14 protein-coding genes, 2 tRNA genes and 1 pseudogene are annotated in these 16,321 nt (G+C 70.4%); 7 read left to right on the forward strand and 10 right to left on the reverse strand.

All coding sequences use genetic code 11. The features are described from left to right. Positions 1-80: 80 nt before the first annotated feature. Positions 81-878: an IPT/TIG domain-containing protein gene (locus AR3_RS13945; RefSeq protein WP_169803834.1), complete on the forward strand. Its 798-nt coding sequence runs from the start codon at positions 81-83 to the stop codon at positions 876-878. A gap of 10 nt (positions 879-888) precedes the next feature. On the opposite strand, the gene AR3_RS13950 is transcribed toward AR3_RS13945, so the two are convergent. Then, the gene (locus AR3_RS13950; RefSeq protein WP_067914169.1) at positions 889-2,307 is read right to left on the reverse strand and encodes a carbon-nitrogen hydrolase family protein; all 1,419 of its coding nucleotides are present in this window, start codon (positions 2,305-2,307) and stop codon (positions 889-891) included. Between the two features lie 412 nt (positions 2,308-2,719). Here AR3_RS13950 and AR3_RS13955 point away from each other — a divergent pair, with 412 nt between their 5' ends. Further along, positions 2,720-3,367, forward strand: coding sequence for a MarR family winged helix-turn-helix transcriptional regulator (locus AR3_RS13955; RefSeq protein ID WP_067914172.1), 648 nt, complete (start codon positions 2,720-2,722; stop codon positions 3,365-3,367). 625 nt (positions 3,368-3,992) lie between these two features. Here AR3_RS13955 and AR3_RS13960 read toward each other — a convergent pair. Next, positions 3,993-4,550: a hypothetical protein gene (locus AR3_RS13960; RefSeq protein ID WP_106258836.1), complete on the reverse strand. Its 558-nt coding sequence runs from the start codon at positions 4,548-4,550 to the stop codon at positions 3,993-3,995. 454 nt (positions 4,551-5,004) lie between these two features. Between AR3_RS13960 and AR3_RS13965 the strand changes: the two genes are divergently transcribed. Next, on the forward strand, positions 5,005-5,487 hold the full coding sequence (locus AR3_RS13965) for a VOC family protein (protein WP_067914175.1): 483 nt from the start codon (positions 5,005-5,007) through the stop codon (positions 5,485-5,487). A gap of 1 nt (position 5,488) precedes the next feature. Here AR3_RS13965 and AR3_RS13970 read toward each other — a convergent pair whose 3' ends face one another. The 4 genes and pseudogenes from AR3_RS13970 to AR3_RS13980 form a co-directional block, all read right to left on the reverse strand. Then, positions 5,489-6,493 (reverse strand): S66 peptidase family protein, encoded by a 1,005-nt coding sequence (locus AR3_RS13970; RefSeq protein ID WP_169803832.1) that lies wholly within the window; start codon positions 6,491-6,493, stop codon positions 5,489-5,491. Positions 6,494-6,613: 120 nt separating this feature from the next. Then, a pseudogene (locus AR3_RS32915) lies at positions 6,614-6,925 on the reverse strand (endo alpha-1,4 polygalactosaminidase); the annotation flags it as partial. Then, positions 6,840-7,187: an endo alpha-1,4 polygalactosaminidase gene (locus AR3_RS32920; RefSeq protein ID WP_390098768.1), complete on the reverse strand. Its 348-nt coding sequence runs from the start codon at positions 7,185-7,187 to the stop codon at positions 6,840-6,842. The gene AR3_RS32920 and the pseudogene AR3_RS32915, both read right to left, overlap by 86 nt. Before the next feature lie 511 nt (positions 7,188-7,698). Beyond that, positions 7,699-7,772: transfer RNA gene (locus tag AR3_RS13980), tRNA-Pro, on the reverse strand. A gap of 163 nt (positions 7,773-7,935) precedes the next feature. On the opposite strand from AR3_RS13980, the gene AR3_RS13985 reads away from it, so the two are divergent. Beyond that, positions 7,936-8,009: transfer RNA gene (locus AR3_RS13985), tRNA-Gly, on the forward strand. Between the two features lie 458 nt (positions 8,010-8,467). Here the strand turns inward: AR3_RS13985 and AR3_RS13995 are convergent. After that, positions 8,468-8,881, reverse strand: a complete 414-nt coding sequence (locus AR3_RS13995; RefSeq protein WP_067914180.1) for a hypothetical protein — start codon at positions 8,879-8,881, stop codon at positions 8,468-8,470. Positions 8,882-9,290: 409 nt separating this feature from the next. Between AR3_RS13995 and AR3_RS14000 the strand changes: the two genes are divergently transcribed. Together AR3_RS14000 and AR3_RS14005 are read left to right on the forward strand one after the other, a co-directional pair. Next, entirely contained in the window at positions 9,291-10,580 is a 1,290-nt protein-coding gene (locus AR3_RS14000; RefSeq protein ID WP_067914183.1) for an NsdA family TPR-like regulatory protein, read from the forward strand. Continuing rightward, positions 10,577-11,302 carry a creatininase family protein gene (locus AR3_RS14005; protein WP_067914186.1) on the forward strand — a complete coding sequence of 242 codons (726 nt, stop codon included), beginning with the start codon at positions 10,577-10,579 and terminating at the stop codon, positions 11,300-11,302. Before AR3_RS14000 ends, AR3_RS14005 begins: the two co-directional genes overlap by 4 nt. A gap of 373 nt (positions 11,303-11,675) precedes the next feature. Here AR3_RS14005 and AR3_RS14010 read toward each other — a convergent pair whose 3' ends face one another. Together AR3_RS14010 and pdxR are read right to left on the reverse strand one after the other, a co-directional pair. Further along, positions 11,676-12,335: an HAD family hydrolase gene (locus AR3_RS14010; RefSeq protein ID WP_067914260.1), complete on the reverse strand. Its 660-nt coding sequence runs from the start codon at positions 12,333-12,335 to the stop codon at positions 11,676-11,678. A gap of 364 nt (positions 12,336-12,699) precedes the next feature. Continuing rightward, on the reverse strand, positions 12,700-14,181 hold the full coding sequence (gene pdxR, locus AR3_RS14015) for a MocR-like pyridoxine biosynthesis transcription factor PdxR (protein WP_067914189.1): 1,482 nt from the start codon (positions 14,179-14,181) through the stop codon (positions 12,700-12,702). 29 nt (positions 14,182-14,210) lie between these two features. Between pdxR and AR3_RS14020 the strand changes: the two genes are divergently transcribed. Beyond that, the gene (locus AR3_RS14020) at positions 14,211-15,041 is read left to right on the forward strand and encodes an L-histidine N(alpha)-methyltransferase (protein ID WP_067914192.1); all 831 of its coding nucleotides are present in this window, start codon (positions 14,211-14,213) and stop codon (positions 15,039-15,041) included. A 440-nt stretch (positions 15,042-15,481) separates the two neighbouring features. Here the strand turns inward: AR3_RS14020 and AR3_RS14025 are convergent, their stop codons facing one another. After that, complete coding sequence (locus AR3_RS14025) at positions 15,482-16,312, reverse strand: helix-turn-helix transcriptional regulator (RefSeq protein ID WP_067914195.1); 831 nt, start codon at positions 16,310-16,312, stop codon at positions 15,482-15,484. Between the last annotated feature and the right edge of the window lie 9 nt (positions 16,313-16,321).

Consider the following 16,321-nt stretch of genomic DNA (forward strand, 5'->3'; position numbering starts at 1 on the left):
TGCGCCGCCGGTCACGAGGGCGTCAGGGAAACGCGATCCCGAACCGCCCCGATATGCCCCCCGAAGGGGGTGTGCAGGGGGTGAGTGGCCAGTCGCCGGTCGGGAGCGGGCACGCGCGTCTGCGCGACATCGTGCTCGTGGCGGGGATTCTCGTGCTGCTGATGGCGGCGCTGTGGGTGGTGCTCGTCCAGGCGTGGCCGCCCGCGCCCCAGGCCGCGCCCGACGGCGGCACGCGGGCGCCCGCCGAGACCGTGGTCGTCCGCCTCCCGGGCTGGACCCCGCGGATCTCCCGGGAGACCAGCCTGTTCGTCATCGTGGCGGCCGCCGGGGCGATCGGCGCCACGGTGCACGCCCTGCGCTCGCTGTACTGGTACGTCGGCAACCGGTCGCTGCGCCGCAGCTGGCTGCTGATGTACCTGTTCCTGCCGTTCATCGGCGCCGCGTTAGGGCTGATGGTCTACCTGGTGCTGCGCGGGGGGCTGACCGCCCCGGCGGGCACCGCCGCCGACCTCAACCCCTACGGGATCACCGCGGTGGCCGCGCTGGTCGGCCTGTTCTCCCGCGAGACCGCCGAGAAGCTGCGCGCGGTGTTCGCCACGCTGCTGTCGCCGCCGCAGGCCGGCCGCGACCAGGCGCTGCGCCCCCAGATCGACGCGGTCGAGCCGTCGTCGGGCGCGGTCGGCCGCCTGGTGACGATCCGCGGCGTCGGACTGGGCTCGGCCTCGTCGGTGCGGTTCGGCGGGGTGGACGCCCCCGCGCTGGACGTCACCGACACCGGCCTGCGCGTCGCCGTGCCGCCCGGCGCCGCCAGCGGACGGCTCGTCGTCACCACGCCCGGCGGGTCGGCGTCCAGCCCCACCGAGTTCACCGTCGAATGAGCGCCCGCCGTCAGCACCGCGGCCAGTGGTCGTGCCACATGTTGTAGACGGCGCCCGGGAACACTCTCGGCAGCACCCGTTCGCCGGTCTCGGAACCGTCGGCGGGATCCACCATTCCGAGCTCGTCGCCCGTCTCGGCGCGTCCGAACTGGATGTCCATGCCGTACGTCTCGCGCTCCAGGCCGCGCGGCCCCGCCACCAGGCAGGTGAAACGCGGCTGCGGGATCTCGGTCTCCGGAATCGCGGCGCCGACCGCCAGGCTGTTGGCCACCGTCACCCAGCTGCCCAGCAGCGTGACCTGCCGTTCGGCGCCCTGCTGCTCCCACCGGAACGGCAGGATCGGCTTGGAGAAGATCGGCACGAACAGGTGGGACACGCCGCAGGCCCGCAGCTCGCGGTCCCAGACGATGGAGCGGCTGAGGTCCTCGCAGATCATCACGGCGATCCTGCCCAGCGAGCAGTCGAGCAGGCGGACGCCGGTGCCCGGGGTGATGTACTCCTCGGCGACGCCCTCGGCGGGCGCGTGCGGCAGCCGCCACTCGCGCATCTGCCGCGCGTCCAGCGTGAACCCCGACAGCTTGTCCTGGGCGAGCAGTTCCCGTCCCGTCCAGCGGTCCAGCAGGACGGCGCGGTTGGGCGGCGGCTCGGTGGAGCCCAGCGGGCCGCTGCCGACCAGCAGGTAGCGCAGCGGGTGCGCCTCCCGGTCGCGGCCGGCGCTGTCGAACGCGGCCTCCTTCCAGTACTCCAGCAGCGTGTCGTCGAGGGACGCCTCCGGCAGCACCGCGATCTGCGCGCCGGCCTCGTCGAGGCGCCGGATGATCGTCTTGATGCGGGTGCGGAGCCCGGGCGAGTCGACCGGACGCAGCCGGTAGACCGTCATGCCGAACCGCTTCTCGAACGACAGCTCGACGTCGTCGAAGGTCTCCAGCAGCGGCGCGCACCCGACCGTCACCGGACGGTCCTTGGAGAAGTGCGCGTCGTGGACGGCCGGGAGCACCTCGTGCTCGACGCCGTCCCAGTAGTCGGCGGGGACGCGGTGCACGCCGAAGAACTCGTCCTTGGCGCGGCGTCCGCGCGGCCTGCCCGGGTAGGCGCAGCGCGGCAGCAGCGCCCCGTCCGTCTCCTCGCTGTTGAACCGCCCTTCGGTCAGGTAACGGACGAGGATCGCGGTCATCGCGGGGCTGCCGTGATACGGGCCGTAGGGATTGGCGTGGGCCAGGGCGATGTCCAGGGCCAGCAGCACGGTGAAGCGCCCGCGGTGGCCCTCCTCGGTGATGATCTTCTCCGTGGTCTCGGGCGGCAGCTCGCCCAGGTCCAGCACGGTCTCCGAGAGTTCGGTGGCCTGCCGGCGCACCTCGGGGTCGCCGGACCACTCGGTGACCGTCCATCCCTCGAACAGGTCGTCGGGAAGCGCGTCGTACAGCGTCACGAAGAGATCAGCGGGATCGGCGGGGTGGGCCGGATAGGCATCTGCCTCCGGCTGATCCGTCATACGCGCCCCCGGGGGATTGACAAGAAGCGTTACTCGGGTCCGCCAGATGCTAACTCCAGTGTGCCAAGTCCTTCAGTGGCATCTGATACAGAACGTGGCCGCGGGGTTCGCCGCCGTTGCGCGCGCCGCGCGCCGAACCTGGCCGACCTGCTCGTTCGCCGTGACGCCGGGGCGCCGCGGAGCTGCCGAAAGTGTCACTTGACATTCACTTGGCATGGGCGCACTCTGGAATGGTCCGGCCCGACTCGAGACCCTGGGGGACGCCGTGAACACGAGAGCAGACTTTCCGGGCGCAGGCCCGGCGACGGGAAGGGACCGCCGGAGCCAGGCCAGGGAGCTGCTCGACGCGATGGAGAACGCCAAGGTCATCACCGAGGGCCAGTTCAGCGCGCTCGGCATGATCATCACCGATGCCTCGCTGAGCGCCGACGAGGCGACCCTCGTCGAGGTGCAGGACGGCCTCCAGTGGCTCCACCGCAACTATCTGGACGTCCCCCACCTCGACGGCGACCAGCGAGAACGCCGGGGCCGCATCCTCGGCCTGATCGACTGTGTGCAGTGGGCGCTGCGCCGTCTGCCGTCCAACCTGCAGCTCAAGCTGCACCCCGACGGGCACGCGGCGCGGTTCCTGGTCGCCGTGGCCCGCCGCCAGGGCATCTCCAACAAGCAGCTCGCCGCCGAGCTCGGCACCGACGAGACCGAGATCAGCCGGGTGGGCCGCCGTCTGCTGGCGGCGGGCGTGGTCTGGAAGCGCAAGGAGTGGCGCCAGAACGCGTGGGATCTCACCCCGCGCGGCCGCCAGTACTTGGAAGAGACCGGGCTGCTGCCCGACGTCGCGCTGGTCGAGGGCCGGCCGGAACCCGCCGTGCCCGACCGTCCGGCCCGCATCCCGGTGGACTCGCCCGACCGCCCGCCTGTGGGCGTCTCGCACGGCCCCGGCCACGACGCCGAACCGCGACGCCAGGGCGACGTCCCGACCCGCCGCGGCCACCGCTGAATCACCACACGACCGGCGCACGGCCCCACGCGTCCGCGCGCCGGTTCGTGCTGCCCAGCGCGCTGTCCGACGGCCCGGCTTTGCTGAGCACGTCGCGGACGCCGAAACCCGCAGCGCCGGCGCGTGCCCGGCGGCCACCACGACCGCGGCGGCCGCACCAGCGGCCGGATATGGACCATCTCACCGTCGCGCAGCAACGCGTGCCCTCCCGCCTCGGTCATGGAAGCCGACATCACCTGCTTCCCAAGGCATGAAGTCCGGGCGCCCCGGACCGTAGGGCTTTTGCTCTGCCGGCACGACATCAGCCCCGCCCCGGCGCAAGCAGAGGACGAAGTCCTTCCGCTCGGGTGGAACGTCACTGGCCACCGTGTCGGTGCTGGGTGTCGCCGCGAGGGGACGGCACACGGGCGTCGGCGTTGGGCGGTTCGGTCACGGCGGCGCGCCGTGATGCGCGCCGAAGCCGGCATCCGCACATGATCTCGGCGAGTACCGCCGCGGCGGGGACGCTGTGAAGGCGGCTGCACCTGGTGGCCGGTGCGCAGAAGAAGGGGCCGGGGGCGTCGTCATCGACGCCACCGGCCCCTTTGGCCAGGCACACTCTGGGGGGCCGGCCGCTACCGGGCGGTCACTTCAGGATCGGGAAGCGGCGCACCAGGGCGGTGTTACTCCACCACCGGCCGAGGCCGAGCGTGTCGCCCGCGCCGACCAGCGCGAGGCCGACCAGCACGATCGCGTAGACCAGGTGGTCGTCCATGAAGGGGTTGTTGTCGGGCGGCAGAACGGCGGTCCACATCATCACCAGCAGCAGGGCGCCGCTGGCGGCGGCGATGCGCATGCCGATGCCCAGCAGTAGGGCGGTGCCGATCCCGGCCAGGCCGATCATGAACAGCCAGTCGACCCAGGCCAGTCCGGCCATGTCGTGGTAGAGGCCTTCGAACGGGCCGGTGGGCGAGTTCTTGAGGAAGCCCTCGGTGGGGCTGCCGCCCTCGATCCACGCCTTGGCGGCGGGGGTCTCGTGACCGAGGCCGAAGGTCTTGTCGAGGAACGCCCAGGCGAACACCCAGCCCAGCGCCACCCGGGCGACCGCCCACACGTACCGTGCGGCGGGCGACGTCAGCGGTTCCGGCAGGTGCGGACGCAGGGGCCGGTGCCCGCCGCTTGCCTTGCGACTGGTGACAGCCATCGCCTTCTCACCTTCTCCGGGGGGAGTTGTGTCACCACCGACTCAATCCCCCGCCTCGCCGGCGCGATAGGCGCGCAAGACTCCCGATCGGCAGGGCGTTGGTCCCGTTCGGACGGCGGTCGCGCGGCGCCAAAGTCCTTTCGTCCGTCGCGCGAGCAGTGCCGGGACCAAGAGCCGTCTGGTCCCGGAGAAGGTCTTTACGGGGTTGAACGGCGCCGAGCACGTCTGGTACCGCCGTCCTCCCATCCTGCAGCGCCTCGTTGTCACGGATGCCGGACGTTCCGTCGGAAAGCCGCGTCCGCGCATGAGCGGCGGAGCGGAACCTGACGAGCGTCCAGGCGAACGCAGTGTTCCGCGACAACAGCTGACGGATCACGCGCGGGACGATGAGTTCTCCGGCGGCGGGCGGTCGATACCTGCGACACAGGTCGACCGATAGCCATAGGAGGTAGGGATGGCCACCGAGGGATTCACCACGTGCCTGTGGTTCGACGGACAGGCCGAGGAGGCGGCCCGCTTCTACACGTCGATCTTCAAGGACGGGCGGATCGGGCGGATCGCCCGCTACACCGAGGCCGGGCCGGGTGAACCCGGGTCGGTGGTCACGGTGGAGTTCGAGATCAACGGGCAGCGGTTCGTCGCCCTGAACGGCGGACCGGAGTTCACGTTCAACGAGTCGGTCTCCTTCCAGATCCACTGCGCCGACCAGGCCGAGGTGGACTACTACTGGGAGCGCCTCACCGAGGACGGCGGCCAGGAGTCGCAGTGCGGCTGGGTCAAGGACAAGTTCGGCGTGTCCTGGCAGGTCGTCCCCGACGGTCTGATCGAACTGGTCCACGACCCCGATCCGGAGAAGGCCGCCCGGGCCACCCGGGCGATGCTCTCGATGAGCAAGCTCGACATCGACGCGGTCCGCCAGGCGCACGCCGGGGAGTGAGCTAGTCCGCGACCGCGGGCTCCACCGTCAGCGTGCCCGCCGCCGCGTCGACGACGGCCTGCGCGCCGAGGGGCACGGTGAGCTGCCCGTTCCCGTGCCCCAGCCGCAGACCGCCCAGCACCGGGACGCCCAGATCGCCGAGCCGGTCCCGCAGGACGCCCACCGCGTCCCACTCGCCCGGCTCGGCGTCGCTCCCGGTGATCTGGCCGATCACGATGGCGCGCACGCCCTTCAGCGCGCCCGAGCGGCGCAGATGGGTGAGCATCCGGTCGATCCGGTACGGCGCCTCGCCGACCTCCTCGAAGAAGAACACCGCGCCGCGCAGCCCGGGGAAGTCGCGGGCCCCGATCGCGGCGTCCACCAGCGTCAGGTTGCCGCCGAGCAGCGGCCCGCGGGCCCGTCCCGGCACCATGACCGGCGCCGTCGTCTCCGCCGGATCGCGGGTGAGCACCACCGGACGCGTCGTCATCACCGCCGCCCGCAGCGCCTCGGCCGACTCCGGCCCGGTGCGCCGGTCGTTCCAGGCCACCATGGGCCCGTGCACGGTGACCAGCCTGCAGGCCCGCCACAGCCGCGCCTGGAGGCTGGTGATGTCGCTGAACCCGACGACGACCTTCGGGTGGCGCCGCAGCGGCCGCAGATCGAGCCGGTCGACGATCCGCTGCGTCCCGTAGCCGCCGCGCGCGGCGAACACGCCCCGCACCTGTGGATCCGCGAGCGCCTCCTGGAGGTCGGCGAGCCGGTCCTCGTCCCGTCCCGCCAGGTAGCCGTACCGGTCGAACACATGCCGCCCCAGCTCGACCGTCAGCCCCCAGCTCCGCAGGATCTCGACGCCCCGCTCGACCTGCGCCGGGTCGGGCGTGCTGCCCGGCGACACCACCCGCACCCGATCCCCGGGCCGCAGCACCGGCGCCCGCAGGACCCGCGCGGCCGACGCCTGGGCAGGGGTGGCGTGCGCCACCGACGCGGCTGTGAACGCCCCCAGCACACTTCTGCGCGAATACACCGAAGCAAACTCCTCACCACTACCGCCCCAGAGGATTATCTGATCAGGGACAGGGGCGCGCCAGTGATCAAGATCGAGGCGTTTGCGCATCGAACTCAGGTCGAGACGGCGGCTCTGCGCACAGAAGGCGGACGGCTCCAACTCGTATTCGACATGCGGCACGGCCTTGCCCGCACGAATGAACGGCGACAGCCGATCGCACTCGTCGAGTTGTGCGCACTGCTCGTTCACGGCGAAATCGAAGTCGTCGAGCAACGCGGAAATCTGCGGAAGATCATTCTTCAGCCTGACCGAAAGGCCGCGCTCGTGCGCCAGACGGGCGATGAACCGGTTGTCACGCAGCTGGTCATCCACCGTGAGCGGGAAGCCGGTGTCGGAGGCGTACCCGTCCACCAGGTCGGCTCGCCCGCGTTGAACCCTTTGGCGCGGCACATGTCGAAGCGCGGGCCATGACGTGGCCGAGGACGTCGATACGCCGGATGTCCAGCCACCGTTCGCCCTCCCAGCCGTTCCCCTTGCCCACCACCTCGCGCGGGAACAGCCGGTAGTCCGGATGGAACGACTCGGCGGCGCCGACGTTGATGCAGCAGATGACGCGACGGCCTTCGCGGCGCGGCTCCCGCACCACATCCGCGCCGTTCTCGAACCCATCGATGTCGTAGACGAGCACGTCCACACTCGTATCGACGGGCACTTTCAGCTGCCAGTCCCACGGCGTCCCCGGTGCCGGCGCCCACAACTTCGGTCGGCTCGACTCCGAACCACCCGCTCGTTGTCACGACCGCCAGGAGCAGGAGGGCGATCCGCCCGCGCCGCAGGCGCCGCGTATGGCCGCCGCCGGTCACCCGGCAGTCGTGTCGATGCAACAACCCACCGCCTCACCAAGTGGTGGTGCATACACCCCGATGGGTGACGGCAACGCGAACCCGATTTCGGCAGTGACGGAAGGCCGTGCCGGACCAGGCCACAGGCGCCTGCACCCCAATGTCGGCCGTGAAAGTCTTGACGGGCGAGGGTGTGTCGTCGGCGCGTGTGGTCGCCCGCATCCGCATGGACACTCCGCGCGCAGGTGGCCGGAGTGGCATCTGACGAGCTCAGATCGGCGTGCGTGGCCGTCAGCATTCAGCACCGACCTCGGCCGCCCGCCCCCGACGCAAACGACCCTGAACCCGATCGCGGGTCCAGGGTCGATCCGATGTTGATCGTCGGGCTGGCGGGATTTGAACCCACGGCCCCCGGCACCCAAAGCCGGTGCGCTACCAAACTGCGCCACAGCCCGTCCGCCGCCTGGAGGACGACGCCCCGAGCGGCGACGCGTGCAGTCTAGTGCGATCGGCCCTTCGCCGCTCATCCGTTTCCGGTCCGTTCCTGGACACGACAGCGTCGGAAACCCGGTAACCTACTGGATGGCGATCGTGAGGCCCGGCCTCACCGATCCACTCGCGGGCGTAGCTCAATGGTAGAGCCCCAGTCTTCCAAACTGGCTACGCGGGTTCGATTCCCGTCGCCCGCTCCAGTCGCGAAGGCCCAGGTGAGGGACGGTTCCCCACCTGGGCCTCGCCGTCTGTCAAGTGGCCGCATGCGTGGGGGCGGGCTGTCCGGCAATGCGTCCGACCTCCTCCAGCGACAGCACCAGATCGCCGCGGCGCGCACTCACAGCCACGCCACCGGACACGCCGTCGTCACCCTGACCTGCCCTGCGGGGTGCGCCTCGACATGCCAGTCGCCGGGGACGTCGCCACCACCGCGTGCGCAGGCCACGGCCACATCGCCCGTGTCAGGATCGCCTGCCGCAGCTCCGCCGGGTCGATCGCTTCCACCAGTCGCCACCCGCTTCCGATCGGAACCATCGCCCACCAGGTCCGCGTCGCCCTGCCGAACCACGCCACGACCCCCGGAAACTCACGCTCGATCTGTGCTGCGGCCGTACGTGCGTCCACCCTGGCGACTGGCTGCGCCACTCGCCCCGCCCGCTCACTCGTCATCGCGCAGCCCGCCATGCCGCGTCGCGTCCGCTGACGGCACCGCCAGCACCTTGGCGATCCTGTCTGCCGCAATCTCGGCATCGGCCGCCGGACACAACGGCTCCAGATCGGCAGGAGACTGCCGGGTCGGCCCAGCCCAAGCCCAGTACCACCACAACCGCCCGCCGTCACGAGCGTTGCGCAGGCACCGAACCTCCTGCCGCAGCCCCGGACTCATCGCGCGCCCGCGCGGATCGCCGCCATCGGGCTCGCCGGCCGGGTTCGCCGCCAGCACCGCACCGTCCTTGTCTGCCTTGCCCGCCAGGCCCCTCGCATTCAGGGCCGTCACCAGCGCAGCCACCCGTTCATCCACCCGCCGCCGCTCCGACCCGTTCACAGGCCGACTGTCGCTCGCCTTGTCCATGTCGCCTCCCGCACGTTCGAGGCGGGACCGGTGGGTCGACATACGTCAGGGCCGCCCGCAGAGCCAGGCCCGGGGCACCAGGTCGCCGTGTCGCGTCGCCGGTCCCGCGGTTCACCACAACGCCGCGTCTTCCGCGTCTGCGCGCACTCCAGACGCTGGGATCGTCGAGCCCCGTTCTCCGCACCGATCGGACACACCAGCAGCGCCCGCCGATGGTGGGGCAGCCTCCAGCGCTGCCCTCCATAGCGCGCGCACTCAGCCGTTCGCGCATCGCTCATACGGCCCAGGATCAAGATCACAAGGACGAAAACCGAGATCCTGGAGTAATCCAACGAATAGATATAGGCTCGCTGTCGTCATGGAGCGTGCGGAGAGCGGGACAAAATGACCAAAAAGGGGCGGTCGGATAATGCCAGGATCAGCCTTCGAGCCGATCCACCTGCCCGACTGGGTGTGGCGCACGCCCGAGACCGACAAGATTCTTTCAGCGCGTGACGTGGGCGCCCTATTCCGTCTCGCGAAGCGGTACGCCGGAGCGAGTCAACACCGCATCGCCGCAGCCACGTCCATTGGCCAGCCCCGCGTTAACAGCCTCATGCGAGGCACCGGCAGCCCCATAGAGAAGTTCGAGCTGTTCGAGCGCATTGCGGACGGGCTGAACATGCCTGACCATGCCCGCGTGCGCCTAGGTCTCGCCCCTCGCAACCCCCTCGCCGAGACTCGGCAACCGTCGTTGACCGACGCGCAGCCGCCGACCAGGCTGCCCGACGCGCCCAGCCCTTTTGTCTTGGCCGGGTTGCGTCAAGTGCTCACTGCCTACATCCAGGCGGACGCTGTCATGGGCGCCCTGTTCTTGCTGCCGGCCGTCCACAGCCAGATCCCTGTCATCGAGCGCATATGCCACACCGCGCGAGGAGCTGACCGAATCGAGGCGCTCAACGTCGGGAGTGAATTCCTCGAGTTCTGCGGGTGGCTCTATCAGGACGCGGGCGACCATAAAACCGCGATGTACTGGACGAACCGGGCCCAAGACTACGCGTTGGAGCTTGGTGACCCGCGCGTCACGTCGTACATCCTCATGCGCAAGAGCAATATCTCGACCGATCTGCGCGACCCCGAACTCGCCTTGAGTCTCGCCGAGTCGGCCCTCAAGTACGCCGACGCGCTCACGCCCCGACTCCGCGCCGTCGTACTCCGGCAACGCGCGAACGCGAACGCCATGCTGCGAAATCGGCGCGCTTTCGAACGTGACTCCGAGGAAGCGCTGGCCCAGTCCGCTGACGGGTTGGGCCAGGACGAAGGCGACCGCGCCCGCTACTGCACTCCCGCTTACGTCGCGATGGAGTCCGGCGCGGCGTGGACCATGCTCGGCCACCCTGGCGCGGCAGTGCCGATCTTCGAGGAGAGCCGGTCACAGCTTCAGCAGTCCATCCAGATGCGCGACTATGCTCTCTGCCTGGCCCGACTCGCCGCCGCCTATGCCGCAGTGGAGGAGCCCGAAAAGGCGTGCAAGGTCGCGAACGAGGCGTTGACTCTTACCCGGTCGCTCGGTTCGCCAAGGGTGCTGGTCCAGCTCAAGCGTGCACGGAACAAGCTGGGGCGATGGTCGCGTGACCCCGAAGTGGCAGACTTGCTACGGAGGATCGATATCACCGTTGAGACACCCGCGGAGCCGCCGCATCCGAAGGGAACACCGTGAAACATCTCCTGCCCACCGCGACGGCCACCGATGAGCGGCACCGAGACGCCCGCGTCGCCATTCTGCCGGTCGGCAGCTTCGAGCAACACGGTGACCATCTGCCGCTGATCACGGATACCGTCGTGGCGTGCGCCATCGCCCGAGAACTCGCGGACGTGTACCCCGTTCTGCTGCTTCCCCCCATAACACTGTCGTGTTCCCATGAGCACGGTGCATGGGCGGGAACGACCAGCATATCGGCCCGTACCCTTTTTTCGATTGTCATTGACGTTTATGAGTCCATTGCCCGTTCGGGGCTGTCCGCCCTGGCGATCGTCAACGGGCACGGCGGCAACTATGTGCTCGGCAACGTCGTCCAAGAGGCGAACGCGAAAGGGCAGCGCATGGCGCTGTTCCCGCAACGAGCCGACTGGGACGACGCCCGCAAGGCCGGACGGCTCGTCACGTCGACCAGCGAAGACATGCACGCGGGTGAGATCGAGACCTCGATCCTCTTGCACGTCGCCCCGGAGCTGGTCAGGCACGGGTACGAGTCCGCCGATCACCTGGCCGACGACCGCCGTCATCTCCTGACGACCGGGATGGAGGCGTACACGCGGACGGGGGTCATCGGCCGCCCGTCGCTCGGCACGGCCGAGAAGGGCAAGGCCGTGCTCACCTCGCTCGTCCAAAGCTTCGCCGAGGTTCTGCGTGTGCTCGACCAGGCGCCGCCCCGCCTCTGATCATTGCCGAAGTCCGCTCTTGGGACACAGGCCTGATGCCTGCGCCCGTCGCACCGACCTTTGACCGAAGCGGACAGGCGACCAGCCGCACGCGCGGTGACCCGACGACCGTCACGTGCTGGTTGGAAGGGGTGCCGCTGGGCAGCGCTGGTCATTGTCGGCAATGTCAGTGGCTCGACCGTGTTCGAGCAGGTGAGGCCCAGCTGCGGGTGGCGTGCGCGTGCGGCGGCCCTCCAGCCACCCGCTCCGATGCGCTGTCGGCGAGGCAAGGGCTGCTCCGCCCGCCGAATCACCGAATAAACAGCGCGCTGGCTGGGCCCGCAAGGGCAGGCGCGAGGCCGCCCACCAGCTTCGGTCCCGCACTGGCAAACGCTCAGCGCGCTTCGGCGTTGAACTCGGCGATCCGGTCTGGAAGCTCGGCCAACGAGTCGATGCGCATCGTCGCGAGGCGGTCGGCTTCCGGGTCGTCCTGCCAGATGATGCCCCACGGCCCCCGCCGGATCAGCGCCGTCTTCAGACCCATCGCCGCGGCGGGCCGGATGTCGTTGTCCAGCCGGTCACCCACGTACAAGATCTCGCTTGCCTCACACGGCGCGGCGTCCACCACCCGGCCGAAGAACGCAGGATCCGGCTTGGACACTCCCCAGTCGTCCGACGTGGCGATCATGTCCTGGGGCAGATCCAGCGACCGCAGGATGCCGCCGGCCCGCGCCGTCTGGTTCCCCGCGATCCCGACCCACAGCCCGTCGGCCCGCAGCCTCGCCAAGGTCGGACGCGCGTCCGGATACAAGTCCTCCTCACCGAACGTCTCGGGCTCCCCGACCGCAGCCCGCTTCTGCCGCTGCTCGGTCAGATCGAACCCAGGGGCGAAGACCTGGAACGTCTCCCGGTAGTCCAGTCCTCTGGCGATGATCGCGCCGAACACCGCCGAGAACGTGTGCCGGGGGACACCGAGCCAATCGGCCCAGGTGCCGTACTCCCGCGTCTCGTCCACCAGACACTCGCCGACGTCGAACACCACTGCCCGGATCATGTCGCTCAGCCTAAGAAGGCGATCGCCTGTCACATCACGCTCGGCGGGCGCCGCCAGGAGGATCGTCGGCTTGGCGCAAGGGCGTTCGCTTTCGTCGCGGCCACATCACAGTGATCAATTTGCCTGGTCAGGCCCGCCTTAATGCCCTGCAGCGAGCGGCGGAAGGCGCCGGCAACACGGGCTACACCGCTATCCCCAAGTGAGGGACGTTCCGCACCTGGGTCTGCCCCCGCCTCAACGAGTTCCTGTCACGTGCCGTCTTCAGTGCGGCCCCGTCAACGATGAGTCGGGCTGAGGCCCGACCGGCGTACCGGCAGCCCCAGGCGGCGACGGTGGTCGGTACGACCGCGGGTTGGGCGGAGGGTCAGAGTCGGCGTAGTTCCTCGGCGATGATGGCGATGCCTTCGGTGATGTCGGTCGGGGTGCTGGCGGCGTGGCCCAGGACGAGACCCGGACGGTGCGGCCGTTGGGCGTGCCAGGACAGCGGCTGCGTCCGCACGCCGCGGGCCAGCGCCGCGGCGGCCAGGGACACGTCGGAGAACGCGCCGTCGAAGGTGATCGTCAGGTGCAGGCCCGCGGCGGCGCCGTGCACGGACGCGTCCGGCAGTTGCTCGGCGATCGCCCGGATCATGGCGTCGCGGCGACGGCGGTGGCGTCGGCGCAGGTGACGCAGTTGGCGTTCCAAGGCGCCGGACTGCATGAGCCGCGCCAGGACCAGTTGCGGCAACGCGGCGTTGCCGAGGTCGGTGAAGCGTTTGGCGTCCACGACGGCGTCCCGGTACCTGGGCGGCGCGAGCAGCCAGCCGATGCGCAGCGCCGGCGCCAGCAGCTTGGACACGGACCCGGCGTAGAAGACCCGCTCGGGCAGCATGGCGCGCACTGCGGCGACCGGTGGACGGTCGTAGCGGTGTTCGGCGTCGTAGTCGTCCTCGACGATCAGGCCTCCGGCCGCGGCCCACCGCATCAGCGCGCGTCGTCGCTCTCCGCCCAGCACCACGCCCATCGGGAACTGGTGCGCCGGTGTGAGCAGGACGGACGGCGCGTCGTCCAGCGCGTCCACCCGCAGCCCCTCGGAGTCGACCGGGATGGGCGGGGTGTCTAGGCCCCAATAGCGGAGGTGCATGCGCGCACCGAGTGACCCTGGATCCTCGACGGCCATGGCGGTGATCCCGTCGTCACGCAGCAGTTGGGCGATGAGCCCGATCGCCTGGGCCGTGCCCGCGACGATGACGACCTCCTCCGGGGCGACCTTGATCCCGCGGTTGGCCGCCAGCCAGACGGCGACCGCGCGGCGCAGCGCGGGTGTGCCGCGCGGGTCGCCGTAGCCCAGATCGGCCGCCGGAAGTTCGCTGATGACGGCGCGCTCGGCCCGCAGCCACGCCGACCGAGGGAACGCGGCGAGGTCGGGCAGGCCGGGGGACAGGTCGATGCGGGCGGGGGACGTGCGCAGCGCGTCGAAGACGTCGGCGCCGGGCGTGGAGCCGAACACGGAGGAGGTCTTCCGCGGGACGGCGGTCGGTTCCGGCGCCGCCGCCTCCGACGTCGACACCGGCGCCGCGACGACGATCGTGCCCGCGCGTCCGCGGCCGACGACATGGCCGTCCTCACCGAGCCGCCGGTAGGCCTCCGTGACGACGCCGCGCGACACGCCCAGCTGCGCGGCGAGCACACGGGTGGCCGGAAGCCGGCTCCCGATCGGCAGCCGTCCGTCCGCGATGGCCTGCCGCAGCCGCCGTGCCAGCCAGTCCGACAGCCCGCCCGGCGGCGCTTCCCGCACGTCCAGTTGCAGGAAGTCGGCGCCGGACGTTTTGGACCAGTCGATCTGGTCGCGATTGGACCTGGGCATCGGGCCATAATGCCAGCAGGGTGGCAGGCATGAACACCGACATCCTTCCGGGCGGACGCTACGTCCACGGATATTCGGAACGCGAAACGCGCAGGCTCGGAGACCAGGCCGACACGCTGGCCGCTCTGCTGCATTCCGACACCGCCTACCCGGACGGCAGCAGGGTGCTCGAGGTGGGATGCGGCGTCGGCGCGCAAACGGTGCACCTCGTGGCGCACAGCCCGGGCGCGCACATCGTGGCGATCGACGTGTCCGAGGAATCGCTGGAACGGGCCCGCGCCCGCCTCGCCGCCGAGCGACCCGGCGCCCGCGTCGAATGGCATCGCGCCGACCTTTTTGACCTGCCGTTCCCCGACGCGGCGTTCGACCATGTCTTCGTGTGCTTCGTCCTGGAGCATCTGCGGGACCCGGCCCTGGCGCTGGCCGGGCTGCGCCGCGTGCTCGCACCGGGCGGCACGATCACGGTGATTGAAGGCGACCACGGCTCGGCGTTCTTCCATCCCGACAGCCGCTACGCGCAGGCCACGATCGAGTGCCTGGTCCGTCTGCAGGCCGCCGCGGGCGGGGACGCTCTGGTGGGACGGCGGTTGCAGCCTCTGCTGTCCGAGGCCGGGTACACGGAGATCGTGGTCGGCCCGCGCACCGTTTACGCCGACCGGACCCGTCCCGCGCTCGTGGAGGGCTTCATACGCAGCACCTTCATCGCGATGGTCGAGGCGGTGCGGGACGACGCCCTGGCCACCGGGCTGATCACGGCGCCCGATTGGGACCGGGGCATCGCCGACCTGCGCCGTACCGCCGACCCCGGCGGCACCTTCCACTACACGTTCTTCAAGGGAGTCGCCGTCAATCCGCGGTAGCAGCTCCCCGTGCCGCGCGGACCTGTGCTGGTCGGAGGCGTCGGCGCAATCGGGGCGGCGGCACGGGGAGCGGCGAGCGGGCGGCGCCCCGGCGTCCGGCTCGATGAGGACACCTCCTGCCGGGGCTTGACTTCCGGTTCGGAAAGGCACCACCGCGGCCGTCGGCCTGATGATGCGCTCGGACCAGGCTGAAGTAGACGTGCCCGAAGACATTGGATGAGCGCCCGTGAGTCTTCCCGCCGACGCGGCGAGCTGCGATCGCCAGGGGCGTTGATCAACGAGCCGGTGAACCGCCCCGCGTGTCACCCAAGAAGGACGTAGCCGTTCTCCGCGAGTACTCACGACTATCGGCGGCGTCCGCCGACCTTTACAGCAGACCGGTCCTCGGCTGGACTAACGGACGTCTTCTCGGAGCCTGGCGGTCTGCTCACGTCGCGGCGTCAGCTGCGCTCGTTCGACCCGGCGAGAGAGGCGAGAAGCGCGAGCTTGTCCGCGCTCTCGCTGCCCGCTTCGGCGTAGTAGAGCACAAGGAGGAACCCGTCGACGGGCAGTTTGTCGCGATGCAGCCGGAGTTCACCGACGACCGGGTGCAGCACGGTCGCCGTGCCGCCTTCGAGCCTCCGCACGTCATGGCGTGCCCAAAGCTCCCGGAAGCGCCCGCTGGCCAGCGACAACTCGCCGACGAGCTCCACGAAGCGGGGATCGTCGGGGTGGGCCCCGGCCTGCTCGCGGAACGCGGCGATCATTTCGACGGCCGAGGCGGCCCAGTCCTTGTGGAACGCCTGCTCCTCGGGGTCGAGCAGTAGCGAGCGCAACCGGTTCTGCCCTGGACGCAGTCGCGGCGAAAGAGCGATCGCGAGATCGTTCGCGGCGACGACGTCAAAGGTGCGCCTCTCGACGAACGCGGGCACATTGACTGCGGCCAGGAGGTGGTGCAGCCGCGCGGGGACCCGCTCCGGAGGCGTGCGGCGCCTCCGCTTCCGCGTCGACGGCGCGGCGAGTTCGAACAGGTAGGCGCGCTCGGTCTCGTCGAGCCGCAGCACCCGCGCCAACGCGTCGAGCACCTGCGGCGAGGGATGGGTGTCCCGGCCGCGTTCGAGGCGCAGGTAGTAATCGGCGCTGATGCCGGCCAGCATCGCGACCTCTTCGCGACGCAGTCCGGGCACACGTCGGACCCCTCCCGCCGGGATGCCCGCCTGCTCGGGAGTGACCAGGCCCCGCCGCGCCTTCAAGTAGGCGCCGAGCCGATTCCTCTGCGCATCGTCGGGCATCAGGCGACC

It is taken from the genome of Actinomadura rubrobrunea NBRC 15275 (assembly GCF_001552235.1).
GTDB classification, from domain to species: Bacteria; Actinomycetota; Actinomycetes; order Streptosporangiales; family Streptosporangiaceae; genus Spirillospora; species Spirillospora viridilutea.